Raw genomic sequence first — 19,257 nt, forward strand, 5'->3', positions numbered from 1 at the left:
ATGACCAAGCCCATGACCATGCGATGGATACTCCTGGCGCTTGCCGCGCTGGCGGTGTCGCCCGCCATCAATGCCCAAACCACTTCCAAGCCTGCCGCCTGGACCCCGCCCGGCCCGACCGCATGCAGCTTCTCCGGCTGGACGACGAACGACAAGCCGGCCATCCAGGTGCGCGCGGCGGCATCCGCTCAGGCAGCGGTGCTGGGCAACCTGCCGACGACGCGCGGCGACGGCCCCGATCCCGGGATCGACTACTACAGCGTGACCTTCGACGTGACCGAGGCGCGCGACGGCTGGCTCAAGATCAGGAACGCTAGCGACGACAAGACCGGCGACGAACAGAGCAAGCCGCGGCCCGTGTATCGGGGCGAGGGTTGGATCGAAGCCGCGGATGCGCAGGTCGGCATCCAGTCGGCGCGAGGCTACGCCCGGCCGGATGCAGACAGTGAACGTTTGCTGGACCTGGGCGGCGACTGGCTGACCGAGCGCGCCACGCTGCGCGGCATCGTCGCCTGCCAGGGCGAATGGCTGTTGCTGGACTACGAGCTGCGCAACAGCGACACGTTCGAGCCGCTGGCGCCCAAGGACCGCACGCGCGGGCGGGCGTGGTTTCGCGGCGTCTGCTCGTCGTCGGAGACGACTTGCGATATGCGGTCGGTGGACAAGTGAGCAGACGAGTAGGCGTTCGCGCGAATCCAACTTATTGACATATCGGGAAATCCCGATATTATGACGGCATGGATCTGCTCGAAATATTCAAAGCCCTCTCCAACCGTACGCGCCTTGAGATCCTCAAAGGACTGAAGGACCCCGCGAAGAACTTCCCGCCGCAGGACGAAGGCGATGTTCACACGGTGGGCGTCTGCGTCAGCAGCATCCAGGAAGGCGTGGGGCTGTCGCAGTCCACGGTGTCTGACTACCTGGCGACGCTGCAACGCGCCGGCCTGGTGGAAGCCAGGCGCATTGGTCAGTGGACCTACTACAAGCGGAACGAAGCAACCATACGCGCTCTTGCCGGGCTCATCGGCAAAGAGCTGTAATTTTTTTGCAGGTAAATATCGGAATTTCCCGATATCCCTATTTTTCGAATCAAGGAAAGCCATGAAAGCGATGACACTCCAATCATTCGGCGGCCCGGAGTCGTTCGAACTCCGCGACCTGCCCAAGCCCGTGCCGCAGGCGGGACAAGTCCTGGTCCGGGTACACGCCACCTCGATCAATCCCCTGGATTACCAGGTCCGGCGCGGCGACTATGCCGATCTGGTGCCGCTGCCGGCCATCACCGGGCACGACGTCTCGGGCGTGGTTGAAGCCGTGGGGCCGGGCGTGACGGCTTTCGTTCCTGGCGACGAAGTCTGGTACACCCCGCAAATCTTCGACGGGCCGGGCAGCTATGCCGAGTACCACGTCGCAGCAGAAGGCATCGTCGGCAGGAAGCCGCCCGCGCTCAGCCATCTGGAGGCGGCAAGCCTGAGCCTGGTCGGCGGGACCGCTTGGGAAGCGCTGGTCGTGCGCGCGGGGCTGAGAGTCGGGGAGAGCGTTCTGGTGCACGGCGGCGCGGGCGGCGTCGGCCATGTGGCGATCCAGCTGGCGAAGGCCATCGGAGCTCAGGTGTACACGACCGTGCGCGCAGCCAACGCGGAATTCGCACGCAGCATGGGCGCCGACGGGGTCATCGACTACGAAAAGGAAGACTACGTCGACGCCGTCATGCGCGAGACGGGCGGGCGCGGCGTCGACGTCGTGTTCGACACCATTGGCGGCAATAGCCTGGCGCGCAGCCCCGATGCGCTGGCGCAACTGGGGCGGGTCGTCTCGATCGTGGACATCGCCCAGCCGCAAAACCTGATCCAGGCCTGGGGCAAGAATGCGAGCTACCACTTCGTGTTCACGCGGCAGAACCGCGGCAAGCTCGACGAGCTGAGCGCGTTGGTTGCGCGCGGCCAACTACGGCCGCACGTGGGCGCGGTCTATGCGCTTGCCGAGATCCCGCTCGCCCATGCGCGGCTGGAGAGTCCCAATCACGGGGTGCGCGGCAAGATTGCGATTGCCGTTGCGCCCTAGGCTTGGGGGCGGCTGCTTACCAGTTGATGCGTGCCGTCAGCGTGATGTTGCGTTCATCGCCATAGAAGCAGGTGCCGGGGCAGGCGGCCACATAGGTCTTGTTGGCCAGGTTCTTCACGTTCAGGGCGAACTGCCACTTGTCCCATTGATAGCGCAGCGCGGCATCGTACGTGGTGTACGACGGCACCGCCAGGTCGTAGATCTCCTGGCGTCCCACGTAGCGCACGCCGACGCCCGCGCTCAGGCCCGGCACGGAAGCAAAGCGGTAGTCCATCCAGAGCGAGGCCATGTTGCGCGGGACCGAAGCGGGCCGCGAGCCTTCATTGCCCAGATTGCTCTTGGTGACGCGGGCATCCGTCGTTGCCAGCGCCGCCACCAGGTCCAGTTGGCGATTCAGGCTGGCGCGGGCCTCGATCTCGGCGCCCTTCGAACGCACTTCGCCGGTCTGCACCAGGAAGCCCGCGTGGGCGGGATCGCTGGTCAGCACATTGCGTTGCGTGATTTCGTAGAGCGCCACGGTGATGGACGCGTCCACGCCCTTGGGTTCGTACTTCAGGCCGATCTCGTGCTGCACGCCCGTGGTCGGTTTGAAGGGATTGGCGTTGAAGTCCAGGCCCGGGGTGGGCTGGAAGGACTTGCTGTAGCTGTAGTAGGGGGCCAGGCCGTTGTCGAACAGGTACATCAGGCCGGCGCGCGGCGTGAAGGCATGGGAGCTCTCTTCACCCGTACCCGGCCTTGTGTCGGTGCGGACCGAATCGTAGCGGCCGCCCAGCAGCACGATCCAGCGGTCCTTGAACTTGATCTGGTCCTGCGCGTAGAAGCCCAGTTGGCGCATGCTGTTTTCGGAATAGTTGGCGGGGCCAAGATTCGGCCGGGCGCCATAGACGGGCTTGTACAGATCGATCGGCGCGATGCTGCCGAACTCCTGGGAACGCGTGAATTCGCTCTTGCTCCAGTCGATTCCGAACAGCAGCGTGTGTTCGACGCTGCCGTGGCGCAGCTTGCCCAGCAGCTGGTTGTCCACGGCGAGTCCCTTGTCTGTGTCGTAACGGGTTATGGCATAGCGATTGCCCAGGGCGGGGGTCGACGGATTCACGCGCGCGCTCACGGCGGCATACTGGTTGTCGGCCTTGTGTTCGTAGGCCAGCAGGTTCTGTTTCACCTGCCAGTCGTCGTTCAACCGGTGTTCGAGCAGGTAGCCCAGGGTCGTGCCCTTCACGACATAGCGGTCGAAGCCGGGTTCGCCGACGAAGCGGGAGCGCGATATGGGGCCGTTGGGATTGGATAGCAGCGTGCCTTCCAGCGGTTTGCCTGAATCGTAGGGGCTGTCGGTCCGGCTGTAGCTGGCCAGGAGCGTGATCAAGGTGGCGTCGCTGATCTGCCACTCCAGCGCGCCGGCAAGCGACCTGCGGTCATTGTTGATGTAATCGATCATGGTGTCGCTGTCGCGCGCCAGTCCAGTGAGGCGGTAGCGCACGTTTCCGTCCTCCGTCACCGGGCCGCCCAGGTCCATGGCGATCTGCTTCTTGTTCCAGCTGCCTGTCTGCAATTCGAATTCGCGCAAGGGTTCCGCCGTGGGGCGCTTGCTGACCAGGTTGATGATGCCGCCCGGCGCGGCCTGGCCGTACAGGATCGAGGCCGGCCCCTTGAGCAGCTCGATGCGCTCGAAGTTGTAAGGCTCGATCGCGCCGCTGAGCGAATTGATGGGGAACTTGGTGCCGTTCAGATACAGCGGGGCCGCGCCCGTGATATTGAAGCCGCGGACCGTGAAGCGTGTGCCTATGTGCCTGAGCGCTCCGCCTTCCAGCGACATGACGCTGGCGGTGTAGCCCAGCGCCTGGTCGAGCGAGTCCGCAGCCTGCGCGACCACTTGGTCGCGCGGAACCACCGATACGGACTGGGGCGTTTCGTGCAGCGGCGTGTCGGTCTTGGTGGCGGTCGCGCTGCGGTGGGCGACGAATCCCTGCACCGGGCCGGAGGCGGACTCATGGATGCCCGTGACCGTGACCGCGGGCAAGGTCTGCGCGGACTCCTGGCCCGTCTGCCCGCCGGGCAGCGGGCGCAGCACGTAGCCGCCATTCGGCTGCAGGCGGGCCGCCAGTCCGGTGCCCGCCAGCAGCCTGGCCAAGCCCTCGGACGCCTGGAAGCTGCCTTGCAGGCCGGAACTGCGCTTGTCCGCGATATCGCTGGCCGAATAGGACAGCATCAATCCGCTTTCGAGCGCATAGCGGGTCAGCGCGCTTTCCAGCGGGCCGGCGGGGATCGCGTAGGTCCTGGCGCTGGCTTGGGCCAGGACAGGGTGCGTGCCGGCGCTCAAGGCGACGCCCGTTGCCGTGAACCAGAAGGCGCGGCTTGCGGCCAGCGCCAGAGTGCTGCGGGTAAGGAGGCGCGCGGCGCGCCGAGACAGGCGGTAGTCCATGAGAGATACGGTTTCCGGTAGAAAAATGTGGCTTCTATTAGGTTTGCCACTTGAGAATCGGAAACCCCTCACGTTTGCCCAAAAAATCAGGCGGATGTCTTGCGCATCGCGGCGCTAGATCGTGCGCAGGCGCACGGTGACCCAATACCGCGTCATCCGGTCGACTTCGATCGGATGAGTCCGGCGCAGCATGTCCAGCACCCGGTCGGTGTCGTCCAGCGGATAGACGCCGGAAACCTTCAGGCGGCCGGCATCGGTATCGCAGGACAGCCGGCCGGGCATGTACTGCGCAAGTTCAGTAATGAAATCGGACAGAGGCATGTCCTGCGCGACCAGCATGCCCACGGACCATGAGGCGTCACGCGGGCTGGAGGGGCGGCTGGGCCCCATCGAGTCTTGGGTGAACGAGGCCTGTTCGCCAGCATGGATAAGCCGCGGCGCGTCCACATCTAGCGCGGGACGGATTTCCACTGTGCCCTCGAACACCGCGACGTGGCTGCGGCCTGGGAACTGGCGCACGCTGTAGCGGGTGCCCAGGGCCCGCACGCGGCCCTGGGCCGTCTCCACGATGAAGGGGCGTCCAGCAGGCGAGACCGGATCGGGAGCGGTGGCGACGAGTATCTGGCCGCGCAGCAGCCGGACCAGGCGCTGCGCGCCATCGAAGCGCACGTCGATGGCGCTTCCGGTGTCCAGGTCGATGCGGCTGGCGTCGGCCAGCGTGATGCCCTGGCGTTCGCCGGTACGCGTGTGATAGTCGGACTGCCAGTCTTGCCAGCCGCGCCACAGGCTGTCGCGCGCCAGCCAGGCGCCGCCGCCGGCGAACAGGGCCAGGGCCAGAGTCTTGACGGCGCGGCGGCGCGCCCGGCCGCCTCGTTCATCATGCGCCAGCGTGCCGAGCACCAGCGGCGTGTTCAATTCCCGCAGTTGCTGGCCGAACGTCTCGATGTGCCGCCAGGCGCGCTCATGGTCGGGATGCGCCTGGCGCCAGCGTTGGCAGGCTTCGCGCGTGGCGTTGCTGGCATCGGCGGCTTGCAGTGCGACCAGCCATTCCACGGCGCGCAGGCTGACACTCGCGGGCAGCGGCGGGCCGTCCAGCAGGGGAAATGCGGTCGGGCTCGGGTCCGTGGAGGCGATGGGCATGGCGGTGTGGGGCGCGGCCGCAAGAGGGCGGCGATCAGGCGCCGAAAAAACAAAGGTGCGCCGCTTTTGCGATATGGCGCTGCACGGTAGCGAGCGAGACGTTCAGCGTTGCGGCGATGTCCGCCTGCTTCATGCCTTCAAGCTGCGAGAGCAGGAATGCCTGGCGCACCGGCGCGGCCAGCGTATCCAGGCGGCGGTCCAGTTCGATCAGCGTCTCGAGCAGGATGGCGCGCGTCTCGGGGCCAGGCGCTTCCCGCTCCGGCAGGTTGGCCAGGCTGGCCAGATAGGCCTCTTCGATCCTGCGGCGCCGCATGAAATTGGACACCACGCCCTGCGCCACCGTGGTCAGCAGCGCGCGCGGTTCGCGCACCGCGACGGTCTCGCCCCGGACCAGCAGGCGCATGAACGTATCGTGTGCGAGATCGGCCGCGTCAGAGGAATTGCCCAGCCGCCGCCGCAGCCAGCCTTTCAGCCAGCCATGGTGATTCGCGTACAGCACATCGATGCCCTGGGGCGGCACTGCAAACTCGGTCGCGGACATGCGGCCCTCCGGCTCGTCGCGGGCCAGGAGGAAACCGGTACCCGGAAATAATGAGAATCATCCGCATTCTAAGATGAGTCGCGACGCGCCGACAAGAGGCCGGAGGGCAAGGAGCCGGTGGCGGTTCTTCTCGATCCGGCCTGGCAAGGCTCCCGATTGATTGAAGCGTAGAAGAGGGCAGCGGAGGCAAACCTTCAAACCGCGCCGTGCGCGGCGATGTTCCGATACTGTCCTTTGAAATACAGCAACGGCTGCGTGGAAGCAGCTTCTTGCAGATCCAACGCTTTCACTTCGCCAATCACGATCAGGTGATCGCCTGCGGCGTGTTCGGCATAGATCTCGCAATCAAGCCAGTGTAGGCTGCCGGCGATGATGGGATTGCCGAGCGGCGATTCCTGCCACGCGACTTCGTGCCACTTGTCCGTGCCGCGCTGGGCGAATTGGTTGGAAATCCTGATTTGCTCGTCTGACAGGATATTGACTACGAACCGGCCTGCCCGGCGAATCTTGGGGTAGCTGGCCGAACTGGTCATCACATTGAACGACACCAGCGGCGGATTCATCGAAACGCTATGGAACGACTGGCAGGTGAAGCCTATCGGCTCGCCTTCGATGTGCGACGTTATTACCGTGATGCCGGACGCGTAGTGCCCGAGAGCTTCGCGAAAGCGCCTGGGCTCGATCGCAGTACTGGAAAGTGACATAGTGGGGGTTGAATACTGGGTGCAGCTCGATTTGGTCGCCGCGAGCCGCTCGCGACGACCATTTCCGCCTGGGAATCAGTTCGAGAGTTCCCTGCGGACGATTTCAGCGCCGGCGCTCAAGGCGCTCAGCTTGCCTCGTGCGACTGCGCGGGACAGAGGAGCCATGCCGCAGTTGGTGCAAGGATAGAGCTTGTCGGCATCGACAAATTGCAGCGCCTTGCGCAGGGTGTCGGCGACTTCCTCGGGAGTTTCAATGGTATTGGTCGCCACATCGATGGCGCCGACCATCACCTTCTTGCCCCGAATCAGCTCGATCAGATCCATGGGAACGCGAGAGTTCTGGCATTCCAGCGAGACGATGTCGATACTGGATTTTTGCAGCTTGGGAAAAGCCTCTTCGTATTGCCGCCACTCCGATCCCAGCGTCTTCTTCCAATCCGTATTGGCCTTGATGCCATAGCCATAGCAGATGTGGACGGCGGTTTCGCACTTGAGCCCTTCAATGGCTTTTTCCAGCGTGGCCACGCCCCAATCATTCACTTCGTCAAAGAACACGTTGAAGGCGGGCTCGTCAAACTGGATGATGTCGACGCCAGCAGCCTCCAGTTCCCGGGCTTCCTGATTGAGAATCTTGGCGAATTCCCACGCCAGCTTTTCGCGGCTTTGATAGTGGCCATCGTAAAGCGTATCGATCATCGTCATGGGACCCGGCAAGGCCCATTTGATCGGTTGCTTGGTCTGCTGGCGCAAGAACTTGGCGTCTTCGACGAACACGGGCTTGCGGCGCGCCACGGCGCCCACGACCGTCGGCACGCTGGCATCGTAGCGGTCGCGGATCCTGACCGTCTTGCGGTTCTCGAAATCAACGCCTTCCAGGTGCTCGATAAACGTCGTCACGAAATGCTGACGCGTTTGTTCGCCATCGCTGACGATATCGATGCCGGCGTGCTGCTGTTCCTGCAGAGACAAACGCAGCGCATCCTGCTTGCCTTCGGCCAAGCCCTCGTCCTGCAATTTCCAGGGAGACCAGAGTTTTTCAGGTTCTGCGAGCCAGGAGGGTTTAGGCAGGCTGCCGGCAGTGGAAGTAGGTAGCAATTTTTTCACAATAGATGCCTTGGTGCTTTTGATGATCAAAGAGGGGTGTTTGCGGACCACTGCTCAAGAATCGCCTGGTATGGTTTGATGAAATGCTCTTCGACAAACCGTCCCTGCTCTATAGCCAGCTGGCTACGCTCCTCTCGGTCATAGACAATCCGGGTCAACGAATAATCCTGGTGCTTCAAACTGGGCTGATAGGATCTTCCGGCCGCGGAATTCGCGTTGTAGATCTCTGGCCGGTAAATCTTCTGGAAAGTGTCCATCGTGCTGATGGTGCTGATGAGCTCAAGATTGGTGTAGTCGCTCAGCAAATCGCCGGAAAAATAAAAAGCCAAGGGCGCGGCGCTGTTCGGCGGCATGAAGTAACGAACCTTCATCCCCATCTTCTTGAAATATTCATCCGTCAGCGAGTATTCATCCTGCTGGTATTCCACGCCCAGTACGGGGTGCTGATTTTCAGTCCGATGATAGGTCTTGCTGCTGGATACGCTCAGGCATATGACGGGCGGCTTGCTGAAGTGCTCTTTGTAAGTGCTTGAATTTACAAAGCACTTGAACAGCTTGCCGTGGAGGTCTCCAAAATTGTCCGGAGTGCTGAACGTGGCTTGATTCTTGGTGTGTTCCAGCAGCAGCACGCTGAAGTCGTAATCCCGCACATACGAGGAGAAGTTGTTCCCTACGATGCCTTCAATGCGCTCGTTGGTCTTGCTGTCGACGATGCTGGTCTTCAGTATTTCGATCAAGGGGAGGGCATTGCCGCTGCTTGCGCCGTCTATGCTCATCTCGACGGAAATGATCTCAAGGTTGACGGCATAGCGGTCGCCCTTGGGATTGTCCCAATGCGCCAAGGCATTGAAGCGATTGTCAATCATCCGGAGGGTGTTGCGCAGGTTCTCCTGGCGACTCGTGCCCCTGGCCAGATTGGCGAAGTTGGTCGTGATCCGCGTATTGTCTGAAGGACGATAGTCCTCATCGAAACAAATGCTCTTGATGGCAAATGCAAACTCGTTACTCATGGTGCTCTGCTGCCCTGAATCCTGGATAAAACCCGCGTCTATTTCCTGCTTTTTCAGCGCTGCTTTTTTTATTCAGCAGTCTTGACATTGACGATATAGGAGGCGTAGTTTATGTCGGGCTATCCATGAATAAAAGTGAATTGATCTCATGAAGCCATTAGCTTCATTCATGGATGGATTTGCGGTCGATCGGTCTCGGATCCGACCGCCTGGCGAGCAGACGCTACCGTGAAGAATCAAGCCGCGGCGGGCCTTTTGGCTTGTTCAATGAATGCACGCAGGTAGTCGATTCCCACATCCGCCTCGCGAGCGCCTAGATAAATGTGCTTGGCAATGCCTTTCTTGCCCAGCCGGACTGGCACCACATTCATGGTGTCCGCGTACTCCAGCACCAGCCAGCGTGGCAACGCCGCCACCCCGCGGCCGCTGGCGACCATCTGCAGCATGATGTCCGTGGTCTCGATGGCCTTGTGCCGCCTGGGCGTGATGCCGGCCGGCGTCAGGAACATGTTGTAGATGTCGAGCCTGTCGACCGGCACCGGATAGGCCACCAGCACTTCGTTGGAGAGTTGTTTGGGGGTGACGTACTCCTCCCGGGCGAGAGGATGGTTGCCAGCGACGACCAGCACCTGTTCGTAGTCGAATACAGGCTCGAACACGAGTCCGGGCTTGTTCAGCGGATCGGGTGTGACCAGCAGGTCGATTTCGTAGCCGAACAGCGCCCCGATGCCCCCGAACTGGAATTTCTGCTTCACATCCACGTCCACATCCGGCCAGGCCGCCAGATACGGGGAGACGATCTTCAGCAGCCACTGGTAGCAGGGATGGCATTCCATGCCGATGCGCAGCGACCCGCGCTCTCCCTGGGCGAACTGGCGCAGACGCTCTTCGGCCAGAGCCAGTTGCGGCAACACCCGGTTGGCCACCGCCAACAGGTATTGACCGGCTTGGGTGAGTCGCAGGCTGCGGCCTTCACGCAGCCAGATGTCGGTCCCCAGTTGCTGCTCCAGCTTCTTCATGCTGTGGCTCAGGGCCGACTGCGTCACGTGCAGGACGCCTGCGGCGGCAGTCAGCGAACCCTGCTTTTCGACCTCCTGCACGATGGATAGATGGATACGATCAAGCATGATGAAAATTCATGGTTTATTGAGATAAAACCATTCTACTTAATCGTTTTCCCCTATCAGAAGGTCCCGCGTACCGTCAGCGTCGCGTTGCGCGGTTCACCATAGAAGCTGCCCCATCCCGGCGCGCCTATCGTCTGGTAGTAGGTCTTGTTGAACAGGTTGTTGACGTTCAATGCCGCCGACCAGTTCTTGTTGATCTTGTAGCCGATGCGCGCATTCCAGACGGCGTAAGGCGCCTGCGAGACCCGCACCGAGCGGGTTTCCGTGTAGCTGCCGGTCTGGTAGTTCACGCCGCCGCCCAAGGTCCACGCCGACCATTCGCCGGGCAGGCGGTAGTCGGACCACAGGCGCAGGATATGCTTGGGCGTTACCGTGCGTCCGAAGTTGGTGCTGGATACCTCGGTGTCGTCCAGGAACTTCAGGGTGTTGAAGGTGTAGCCGGCAAACAGCTGCCAGCCGGGGGCCACCTCGCCACTGATTTCGGCGTCCACGCCCTGGCTGCGCACCTTGCCGCTGGACAGATAGCAGATGTCGCCCACGGAGCATGCGCTGACCAGGTCTTGCTGGGCGCGGTTCTTCTGGTCGACTCGGAAGAGGGCGACCGAGGCGTTGACCCGGCCGTCGAGCAGCTCGCCCTTGATGCCCGCTTCATAGTTCTTGCCCAGGATGGGGTCCAGTATCTGGCCCGATGCGTCCACGGCGTTCTGCGGTTCGAAGATCTCCGCAAAGCTGACGTAGCCGGACCACTGGGGATTGAAGGCGTAGATCAGGCCGCCGTAGGGCGTGACGACGCCATTTTCCTTGTAGGGGTCGGTGTACTGCTTGCCATCGTCCCGGTACTTGCCGGTGTTTTCGTACCAGCTGACGCGGGCGCCCGCCACCAGCGTCAACGGATCGGCCAACTTGAAGCGGCCGACGCCGTAGACGCCGGTCTGCTTCATCGTGATGACGGTCGCGGCGCCGCGGTAGGCGTTCTCGCGCAGCCAGTCATCGGTGGGTTCGGGCACGTGGTGATCCGGATCCCAGACGTTCACGGCGCGGTTCAGGCGCGCAGTCGCGAAATCGTTCTTGCTGGTCAGTTCGTTGATGCTGGCGCCCACGCTGATCGAGTGCTTGCGGCCCAGCGCCTCAAACGCGCCGTCCACGTCCAGGTTGAGCGCCTTGTTGTGCGTGGAGAAATCGAAGATGCCGGCGTACATCGTCGGCCCGAGCCCGGTGGCCGGATTGACCGCGCCTTCGGTGAAGGCGTATTTGGAATCGTTGGACTCCTGGGTGGAAGTCCCGGTAAGTTTCAGCGACCAGTCCTGGTTGAAGCGGTGCGCGAGTTCGGCGAACACCGTGGTCTGCTTGCCGTTCCAGCGGTTCCAGTCTTGCGAGAGCGAGGTCGAACGCTTCAGCCCGATGTCGTCGCCGTTGGTGTAGTGGGGCAGGCCGTGGAAGAACGGCGTGGATCGCAGTTCTTCGTAGCTGATGCCGCCGGTCAAGGTGGTGGCGGGTCCCAGGTCGTAGCTCAGTACGCCGTACAGCACGCCGGTGCGGCTGTCGGCGTTGTCGTAGAAGTATTCCCGGTCGTTGTAGCTGGCCACGGCGCGGCCGCGCAGGGAGCCTGACGCGTTCAAGGGGCCGGTCGCATCGATGTCGGCGCGATAGTTGTTCCAGGAGCCGCCGCTGGCCAACAGCTGCACCTGGTTTTCGGCCAGTGGGCGCTTGCGCACCAGGTTGACCGCGGCGCTGGGCGAACCGGCGCCCTGCAGCAGGCCGGTGGCGCCTCGGATGATTTCCACGCGGTCCAGGATCACGGTGCTGCTGGTGAAGCTGTTGGCCTGGGGGTAATAGAACGCGCGGTTGACGCCGTCGAACTGATAGCTGTCGACCCGGAAGCCGCGCGAGAACACATAGTTTCCGCCCATCGGGCTCTTGTAGAGCGTCATGCCGGTGCTGTTGGCCAGCACGTCGTCCAGCGTGTTGGCGTTCTGGTCGTCCATGCGCTGGCGCGTCACCACTGTGACCGACTGCGGGATCTCTTTCAGGGTCTGCTCGCCCTTGCCTATGGTCACGATCCCGCTGGTATAGCTGCCCGTGCCTTCCGTGACGGCCGGGTCGGCCATGCCCGTCACCGTGACTGGCGCGAGAGTGGTCGCGTCTCCTTGCTGAATGCGGCGCAGGTGATAACCCTCTCCGTTGGCGTTGGCCACGGCTTGCAGGCCCGTGCCTGCAAGCAGGCGCGTGAGGCCCTGTTCCGCGGTGTAGCGGCCCGTAAGCCCTTGCGTCATCACCCCGCGGGTCAGCGTCGGCGACGCGGCCACGGTGATGTTGGCGGCGACTCCGAACTGGCCCAGCGCTTCATCCAGCGTCGTAGGGGCGATGGCGAAAGCGACCCCTTGCGCGGTCGCGGGCTGAGCCCAGGACGCGGCGGGCGCGGCGAATGGAGCCATTGCGGCCAGAGCCAGATGGACGGCAAGGCGCAAGCGCGCCGGACCTGCCCCGGGCGTCTGGGGCGCGGCAAGAGTAGAGGGTGTATGGCGTGCTGCCATGAGGGCTTCCTGGTTCGTCGATGGGTAGGGCCAGACCGCGGGCGCCTCGGGTCTGTCTCTATGTCTAACGAACCACATCCGAAAATCTTCGCTGGCGTTACAAATTTCCCGGGAGAGCGCCCGGGCTGCGGCTCCGCGCGTCAGGCGCGATCGACGCTGACCCAATAGCGCGTGCGGTATCGCAGCCTCAGGTCGAGTACGCCGGCCAGCACTTCCAGCGCCCGGTCGGTGTCGTCGATGCGGAAGGCCCCCGTGACTTCGAGGTCCGCCACCCTGGGGGCGCAGCGCAGGATGCCGACGCGATAGCGTCCCAGTTCCGCGAGGAACTGATCCAGCCGCATGCGGTTCGCGACCAGCATGCCTGCGGCCCAGGCAGGCTCGGTGCCGTCGACCCGGGTTGCGGGAGACAGCGTGCGGTCGTTGAATTCCGCCTGTTCGCCGGCATGCACGGTCCGCCCGGCGGGGGCCACGCGCACAGCCCCTTCAAAGACGGCAAGACGCGTCGAGCCATCGCTGTCGTCCAGTTGGCGCACGGCAAAGCGCGTGCCGAGCGGCGTGAGCAGGCCGTGCCGGGTCTGTACGCTGAAGGGGCGTCCAGCGCCATCCGCGGCCGTCGCGATCAGGATTTCTCCGCTGCGCAGTGTGACGCGGCGTTGCTGCGCGTCGTAGCGCAGCGCCACCGCGGTATCGGTGTTCAGGGTCAGGAGGGTGCCGTCGGGCAGGGTCATGGTCCGCTGCTCGCCGGTGGCGGTGCGATAGACGGTGCTGCCTTCCCACCAGCCCTCGCGCGCGCCCGCCCATGCCAACGTGCCCAGGCAGAAGCCGCCGGCCGCCCATTTCATGACGCTGCGGCGCGAACGCTGTTCGCAGTAGCGCAGGATGGTCTGGCTGGCGGCGCCCTCGGATACTGTGGTGGCATTGATCTCGCGCCCGATGCCCTGGAGGCGTTGCCACGCGAGCTCGTGGCGCACGTCTGCCTGGCGCCACGCCGCACAGGCGGCCTGCGTGGCCGCGTCGGGGGCATCCCCGGTCCGCATCATCCATCGCGCCGCCTGCTTGATGATGTCGGGATGCAGCCGTTCGGCCTGGGCGGCGTTCATGCGTACAGCACCGCGTAGCAATGCTCCCAGGCCTTGACGATGTCGCGCTGCACGGCCGCCACCGAAATATCGAGTTGCCGGGCGATGTCGCGGTAGGGCAGGCCTTCCACCTGCGCCAGCACGAAGACCCGGCGCGCCCGTGGCGGCAACTGCTCCAGCATGCGGCATACGGCGTTCAGCGCTTCCATCACCAGCGCGTGCGTTTCGGGGCTGGGCTCGACGGCCTCGTTGCGCGATGCCAGCGTTTCCAGATAGGCCTGTTCCACGGCGCGGCGGCGCGACTGGTCGATCAGAAGACGCTTGGCGACGGTGGTGAGAAAGCCGCGCGGCTCGGCAAACGCCGCGCGCGACTCGCTGCGCATGACGCGTTCGAAGGTGTCGTGCGCCAGATCCGCGGCGTTTTCGGTATTGCCGCTGAGCCGGCGGCGCAGCATTTGCACGAGCCAGCCGTGATGCTCTCGATACAGGCTGACGAAATCGTCGGAGGAGGCAAAGTCGGCGGGGGGCAAGGGGGGGTCCGTTCAAATGCTAATGGGAATGATTGCTAATTGTATAGGATCATTGTTCTGGGCATGCCTGGCTTGTATGGTGAGCTTCAAAAGAGTAGGGGCCTGGACATTCCAGGCCCCAACGGTGTAATACGCGTCGGCTGTTGCGGGACGTCTTAGCGCTGTGGGTCGCCGATATCCAACCAACGATCATCGATCTCGATGCGGCCCGCCAGGCGCATGGGATCGTATTGGTCGGAATTCAAGCTGGCTGGCCTGCCGCTGCGGCTGAGAGCCCTAATGGAGCGCCTGTCAGGTTCGCCGGCAGCAGTGCGACTGTAGGCGTAGGCCAGCTCGAGTGCCTCGCTATATGTCTCATAGTCCGAATCGGAGAGCGAGTAGGCGCAGGCATTGTACGAGTCGCCTTCGTTGTCACCTTCGGGAACCGTGACGGCTGCCAGTTTCCTCAGGGATGCGAGCACCTCGCGCAGGGAGGGCTTGGGGATCAACATTCACGGCTCCCTTGAGGTATCAGGCGTGCCGCTGAAGAGCTCAGCAGACCGCTGTTTGAGTTTGCGGTCGAAAGCGGCTACGTCACCGGGAAGGGTTGCCCGGTCGGTGAAGTGGCGCGTTGCCTTTTCCTGATAAGACGAGCCGATCGCATTGCTCAGTACGGTCGTCGAATCGAGTTTCTGATGTATGACGAGCAGCCCGTCCATAGGTTCGATGACCACATCCGGAAAACCACCCCGCAAGGTCAGTAGGGCGGCGTCCTGCCAGTAAGGCGCCATGTCTGCAAGGACTTTTTCATACTCAGCCTGCCTCGCGCCAAAAAGCACAGCGCGTTCCTCGCTAGGGAAGCGGTGAAGGAAGTACGAACGCGACTTTGCCATCGTGACAAAACTGAAAGCGCCGCGCTCCTTGGCAAAGGCATTCGTGCGTTCAAGGATCGCCAAGTACTCATTGAAGTTTGCGTAGCCGTTGAATCGTGCCAACAACTCGATGCGCTTCTGGTTGCCGATACCATTCTGGATCGTTTGCAGCATTGCCTCGTGTTGTTCCAACTCAGCCTGCTCGGTCGCAGAGCGGCGGATGCCCGAGAGAGCCCGGATCGATTCGCTTAGCCTGTACGAAAAGTTCTTGACGCTGGCGATCTCGGCGAAGTTCTCACGGCTTAGAGGCATAGTCTGGTGGCCGTAATAGGCCCAAGACGCCAGTGCCTCGATATCACGCACATCATGAGCCGGTTTTGGCGTTGGAGGCGCGAAACGAAGGTGAGGGATCAATACTTTCGGGAAGACGGACAACGCGCTGGCGATGTCTGCCTTCTGAGCTTCCAATTCGGAAGAAAAGGGGGAAATAAGCGACATGTTGACTCCATAGATGCAGGATTGCTAATCCACACAGTGGTGTGGCATCAAAACATCCGGCAGGAGTCGTGCTGCTTCGGCTCGCCTGCGATTTACGCAGGCGGACAGGCGTCGGAGAGCCAATGAAGAGTATAGCGGGGATTTCGGATTCCAACCACCTTGCCCTACGATGCGCTTGCAGATAGTAGCGGGAGCAAAGACATTGATGACCTATCGCACCCAAGGATTCGGGTCGGTGCGCAGAGACTGCGTCTGCTGGGCCATCGACGGACTCGATGGCCCAGCAAACGTCGCCGTTCGCTGGTCGCTTCATTTGGAACAAGGTCCAAGAACAGGTATCAAGGCTTCCCCACGATGTCGCGCCGCATTGGCCAGGTCCGCAATCGGCGCCAGCAGCGCCCGATCAAAACTCTCCAGCGCCGCGCCCGCGCGCAATCTTGCAGGCCAATCGGAATGCGTCAGCGCGCCGCGTCCGAGCGAGACGAAGTCTGCCTCCTGCCGCGCCATCATCCCGCCGGCCGCCATCGGGTCATGCAGCGACCCGTTGGCCAGTACCGGGACCGCAACGTGCTGCCGCGCCAATGCCGCGAGGCTTGGACCCTGATCTCCAAAAGCCGGACGCCAAGCCTCGAACTCGGTCGTGTGCAGGTAGTCGATGGGCTGCGCGCCCAGCGTGCGGTAGATCTGCGCCGCATCGGCCTCGCCGCCTTCCCACTTGTGGCTGAAGTCATTGACCTTGCCCTGCGAGCTGCGCACGCCCACGACATAGCGCGGTCCGGTAGCCCGGCGCACGGCCTGGATGACCTCCACCGTCAAGCGCAGCCGGTTGTCCAGGCTGCCGCCATAGCGGTCCGCGCGCAGATTGGTGTAGCTGGTGAGGAACTGGTCCAGCAGGTAGCCGTTGGCGCCGTGGATTTCGACGCCGTCGAAGCCGGCCTCCTGCGCCCTGCGCGCAGCCTGGGCAAAGCCGTCGATGGCCTCTGCGATGTCCTTGTCCGACATGGCTTCAGGCATCCGGTACGGCCCGTCGCCCCTATAGAACGCCATTTGCTGTCCCTTGGGCTGTACGGCCGACGGACCCTTGGTCGTGCCGCAATGAGGATTGCCCTGCGACAGCGCGCCCGCATGCATAAGCTGCGCGATGATGCGGCCGCCGTGCGCGTGCACGCGGTCGACCACGGTGCGCCAGGCGTCGCGCTGCGCGTCGTCGGTCAGGCCGGGCTGGAACAGGTAGCCCTGCGCATGCGCCCGGTCGGTGTAGATGCCCTCGGTGATCACCAGGCCGAAGCCGCCGGCCGCGAAGGCTTGGTAGTAATCGGCCATTTGCGACGTGGCGCGGCCATCTTCCGTGGCGCTGACTCGAGTCATGGGGGCGACGGCGAGACGATTGGCCAGGGTCAAGCCCCTTTCCAGCTGTAGCGGCGTGAACAGTCCGACCTGCGCAGCATCGTTCGTACGATAGTCGAGCGCGCCCATGTCAACGGCCCTCCTGCGGACGCACGGCGGCGATGGCCTCGATCTCGATCATGGCGGCCGGGTCGTAGAGCGCCTTGATCTCGGCGATCGTGTCGGCGGGGTAGGGGGCCGAGAAGTGGCGGCGGCGCAGCGTGACCACGTCCTGGAAGTGCCCCATGTCGGTGACGAAGATGGTGACCTTGATGACGTCCTTCAGGCTGGAGCCGCCGGCTTCGAGCGCGCGGCGCAAGTTCAGGAAGGCTTGTTCGCCTTGAGCCAGAAAGCCGCCCTCGACGATCTTGCCGTCATCGCCGGCGCCCGCCTGGCCGGAGATGAAAAGCAGGTTGCCGAACTGGATGCCCTGCGACAGCAGGAAGGGTTCGTAGTTGTCGGGCTGGGTGACGACGCGCTGTAGCATGATGCGATTTCCTTCATTTATGGTTTGGAGGTGAATCAGCGCGAAAATCGCTGATCCATATCGTAAATGTAGGAATATGCGGGGATGCTGACAAAGGTTCATTTATCAGCTATAAGATGAGAAAATCTCATCCATAACCATGCAACGCCGATCTCTTCCGCTCTCCGGACTGCGCGTATTCGAGGCCGCCGCGCGCCTGGGCAGTTTCAAGGCCGCGGCCGAGGAACTGGCCGTGACGCCGACCGCCGTCAGCCATCAGATCCGCGCGCTGGAAGCGCAGACCGGGCTGGTGCTGTTCGATCGTCACGTGCGCAGGGTGTCGCTGACCGAGGCGGGCGCGCAGCTCTATCCCGTGCTGCGGGATGGCTTCGATGCCTTCGAGGCGGCGCTGGCGCGCCTGACGCAGCAGCGCACGCGGATGCAGGTGAGCATCTCCGCGACCAACGCCTTCACGGTGAAGTGGCTGGTGCCGCGCATGGCGGATTTCCGCGGCAAGCATCCCGGCATCGACCTGCAGTTGCAGGCCAGCGACGACGTGGTCGATCTGCGATCGGCCGCGGTCGACATCGCGATCCGCTATGGCCGCGGGCCGTATCCGGGCCTCGTCGCGCAGCCGCTGTTCACGGACCGGTTCGCGCCCGTGGCGAATCCGCGGCTGGGCGTGGCCTCACCGGACGATCTGGTCGGCGTGCCGTTGATCCGTTTCAACTGGAAGCGGTCCCATCCGGACAATCCGACCTGGGAGCGCTGGTTCGAGGTTGCGCGCCGTTCCCTGCCACGGCAGGCGAGCCAGCTGCGTTTTTCCGATGAGGGCCATGCCATACAGGCGGCCGTCGCCGGCCATGGCGTGGCGCTGGTCAGCCTGGCGTTGATAGCGGAAGAGCTGGAAGCGGGCCATCTGGTGCAGCCCTTCGGCCCGGTGATCGCCGGGCATACCTACCATCTGGCCATGCCCGCCGACCGGCCGCCCTCGGCGCCGGTCCAGGCCGTGGCGCAATGGTTGCGCATGCAGGCGGCGGCGCACGAGCCGGGTCGCAAGAAAGCGTAGGCGGGCCGATCGGGAGCCTGGTTCGCGGTTGTCAGCGAGCCGCTTTTGCAAGCACTTCCATGGCGGCTGCCTTGGCGCGGCCGAACTCCGCATGGTCGTCCATCGACGCGGCGACATTGGCGTATGCCTGGTAGGCCAATAGCTCCATGACCAGTTTCGCCTCGTCGGCGTCGGCCGCGATTTGCCCTTGCGCCCGGGCTTCGCGGAGCAATTCGTGAAGACGCGCGCGTCCTGCCTCGCGATATTGCTGGATGGCGTCGCGCAGGGGGCCGGGACGCGCACGATACTCGCTGCTTACCGCAGTGATGACGCAGCCGCCCGGCAGCTGGCGGGTCTCCACGAAGTCGAACCAGCCGGTCATCAGGGCGCGCAGCCGCGTCAGCGGCGTGCGCTTGCGCATGGCCGGTTCGACGACCTGGGTCTGGTACAGGCCTATCGCATGGGCCAAGGCTGCCAGTTGCAGGTTTTCCTTGTCGCCGAACAGAACCTGAAGATTGCTTTTCCCCACTTCGGCCATGTCGGCCACCTGGCCGAAGGTGAGGCCGCCCAGTCCTTCGACGGAGAGGAGCTTTACGGCTTCGTCCAGCACGCGGGTGCGCGCGCGCTCGCCGCGCAGGCGGCGGCCATCGGTTGGGGGAGAGGGGGGCAACGGGTTCATCGGACCTTGTTTTTCTGCTTGCACGGGTTTCATTCTTTCACGATACTATAAATACGATCGTACATATATAAATGTAA

Annotated in this window: 18 protein-coding genes and 1 pseudogene; 4 read left to right on the top strand and 15 right to left on the bottom strand. The window is 63.3% G+C overall.

What is annotated here, in order from left to right; all coding sequences use genetic code 11:
• From ACZ5YA_RS02065 to ACZ5YA_RS02075, 3 genes are all read left to right on the top strand, one after another.
• On the top strand, positions 1 to 669 hold the full coding sequence (locus tag ACZ5YA_RS02065; RefSeq protein ID WP_464091936.1) for a hypothetical protein: 669 nt from the start codon (positions 1 to 3) through the stop codon (positions 667 to 669).
• A gap of 68 nt (positions 670 to 737) precedes the next feature.
• A complete protein-coding gene (locus tag ACZ5YA_RS02070) occupies positions 738 to 1,040 on the top strand; it encodes an ArsR/SmtB family transcription factor (protein WP_054456511.1) in 303 nt (100 codons plus the stop codon).
• Positions 1,041 to 1,101: 61 nt separating this feature from the next.
• Positions 1,102 to 2,064, top strand: coding sequence for a zinc-dependent alcohol dehydrogenase family protein (locus tag ACZ5YA_RS02075; RefSeq protein WP_251880654.1), 963 nt, complete (start codon positions 1,102 to 1,104; stop codon positions 2,062 to 2,064).
• 16 nt (positions 2,065 to 2,080) lie between these two features.
• Here the strand turns inward: ACZ5YA_RS02075 and ACZ5YA_RS02080 are convergent, their stop codons facing one another.
• The 14 genes from ACZ5YA_RS02080 to ACZ5YA_RS02145 all read right to left on the bottom strand — a co-directional run bounded on the left by ACZ5YA_RS02080 (position 2,081) and on the right by ACZ5YA_RS02145 (position 17,474).
• Positions 2,081 to 4,483 carry a TonB-dependent siderophore receptor gene (locus ACZ5YA_RS02080; protein ID WP_251880653.1) on the bottom strand — a complete coding sequence of 801 codons (2,403 nt, stop codon included), beginning with the start codon at positions 4,481 to 4,483 and terminating at the stop codon, positions 2,081 to 2,083.
• Between the two features lie 114 nt (positions 4,484 to 4,597).
• Entirely contained in the window at positions 4,598 to 5,623 is a 1,026-nt protein-coding gene (locus ACZ5YA_RS02085) for a FecR domain-containing protein (protein WP_464091937.1), read from the bottom strand.
• Positions 5,624 to 5,657: 34 nt separating this feature from the next.
• Positions 5,658 to 6,164: a sigma-70 family RNA polymerase sigma factor gene (locus ACZ5YA_RS02090; protein ID WP_059374186.1), complete on the bottom strand. Its 507-nt coding sequence runs from the start codon at positions 6,162 to 6,164 to the stop codon at positions 5,658 to 5,660.
• A 194-nt stretch (positions 6,165 to 6,358) separates the two neighbouring features.
• Positions 6,359 to 6,868, bottom strand: coding sequence for a flavin reductase family protein (locus ACZ5YA_RS02095; RefSeq protein WP_464091938.1), 510 nt, complete (start codon positions 6,866 to 6,868; stop codon positions 6,359 to 6,361).
• Between the two features lie 75 nt (positions 6,869 to 6,943).
• On the bottom strand, positions 6,944 to 7,972 hold the full coding sequence (locus tag ACZ5YA_RS02100; RefSeq protein WP_118933039.1) for a methionine synthase: 1,029 nt from the start codon (positions 7,970 to 7,972) through the stop codon (positions 6,944 to 6,946).
• Positions 7,973 to 7,998: 26 nt separating this feature from the next.
• Positions 7,999 to 8,982: a DUF1852 domain-containing protein gene (locus ACZ5YA_RS02105; protein ID WP_118932994.1), complete on the bottom strand. Its 984-nt coding sequence runs from the start codon at positions 8,980 to 8,982 to the stop codon at positions 7,999 to 8,001.
• Positions 8,983 to 9,218: 236 nt separating this feature from the next.
• A complete protein-coding gene (locus ACZ5YA_RS02110) occupies positions 9,219 to 10,109 on the bottom strand; it encodes a LysR family transcriptional regulator (protein ID WP_059374189.1) in 891 nt (296 codons plus the stop codon).
• Positions 10,110 to 10,165: 56 nt separating this feature from the next.
• Positions 10,166 to 12,643, bottom strand: coding sequence for a TonB-dependent siderophore receptor (locus tag ACZ5YA_RS02115; RefSeq protein ID WP_464091939.1), 2,478 nt, complete (start codon positions 12,641 to 12,643; stop codon positions 10,166 to 10,168).
• 140 nt (positions 12,644 to 12,783) lie between these two features.
• Positions 12,784 to 13,743 (bottom strand): FecR domain-containing protein, encoded by a 960-nt coding sequence (locus ACZ5YA_RS02120; RefSeq protein ID WP_464091940.1) that lies wholly within the window; start codon positions 13,741 to 13,743, stop codon positions 12,784 to 12,786.
• On the bottom strand, positions 13,740 to 14,252 hold the full coding sequence (locus tag ACZ5YA_RS02125) for a sigma-70 family RNA polymerase sigma factor (RefSeq protein ID WP_118932997.1): 513 nt from the start codon (positions 14,250 to 14,252) through the stop codon (positions 13,740 to 13,742). Before ACZ5YA_RS02125 ends, ACZ5YA_RS02120 begins: the two co-directional genes overlap by 4 nt.
• A gap of 155 nt (positions 14,253 to 14,407) precedes the next feature.
• The gene (locus tag ACZ5YA_RS02130; protein ID WP_251880648.1) at positions 14,408 to 14,743 is read right to left on the bottom strand and encodes a hypothetical protein; all 336 of its coding nucleotides are present in this window, start codon (positions 14,741 to 14,743) and stop codon (positions 14,408 to 14,410) included.
• Entirely contained in the window at positions 14,744 to 15,601 is an 858-nt protein-coding gene (locus ACZ5YA_RS02135) for a hypothetical protein (protein ID WP_464091941.1), read from the bottom strand.
• Between the two features lie 309 nt (positions 15,602 to 15,910).
• On the bottom strand, positions 15,911 to 17,077 hold the full coding sequence (locus tag ACZ5YA_RS02140; RefSeq protein WP_464091942.1) for an oxidoreductase: 1,167 nt from the start codon (positions 17,075 to 17,077) through the stop codon (positions 15,911 to 15,913).
• 1 nt (position 17,078) lies between these two features.
• On the bottom strand, positions 17,079 to 17,474 hold the full coding sequence (locus tag ACZ5YA_RS02145; protein WP_118932999.1) for a RidA family protein: 396 nt from the start codon (positions 17,472 to 17,474) through the stop codon (positions 17,079 to 17,081).
• A gap of 139 nt (positions 17,475 to 17,613) precedes the next feature.
• On the opposite strand from ACZ5YA_RS02145, the gene ACZ5YA_RS02150 reads away from it, so the two are divergent.
• Entirely contained in the window at positions 17,614 to 18,522 is a 909-nt protein-coding gene (locus ACZ5YA_RS02150) for a LysR substrate-binding domain-containing protein (protein ID WP_464091943.1), read from the top strand.
• Positions 18,523 to 18,553: 31 nt separating this feature from the next.
• On the opposite strand, the pseudogene ACZ5YA_RS02155 reads toward ACZ5YA_RS02150, so the two are convergent.
• A pseudogene (locus tag ACZ5YA_RS02155) lies at positions 18,554 to 19,245 on the bottom strand (TetR/AcrR family transcriptional regulator).
• Positions 19,246 to 19,257 lie beyond the last annotated feature (12 nt).

Source organism: Achromobacter sp. JCM 18799, from assembly GCF_055395645.1.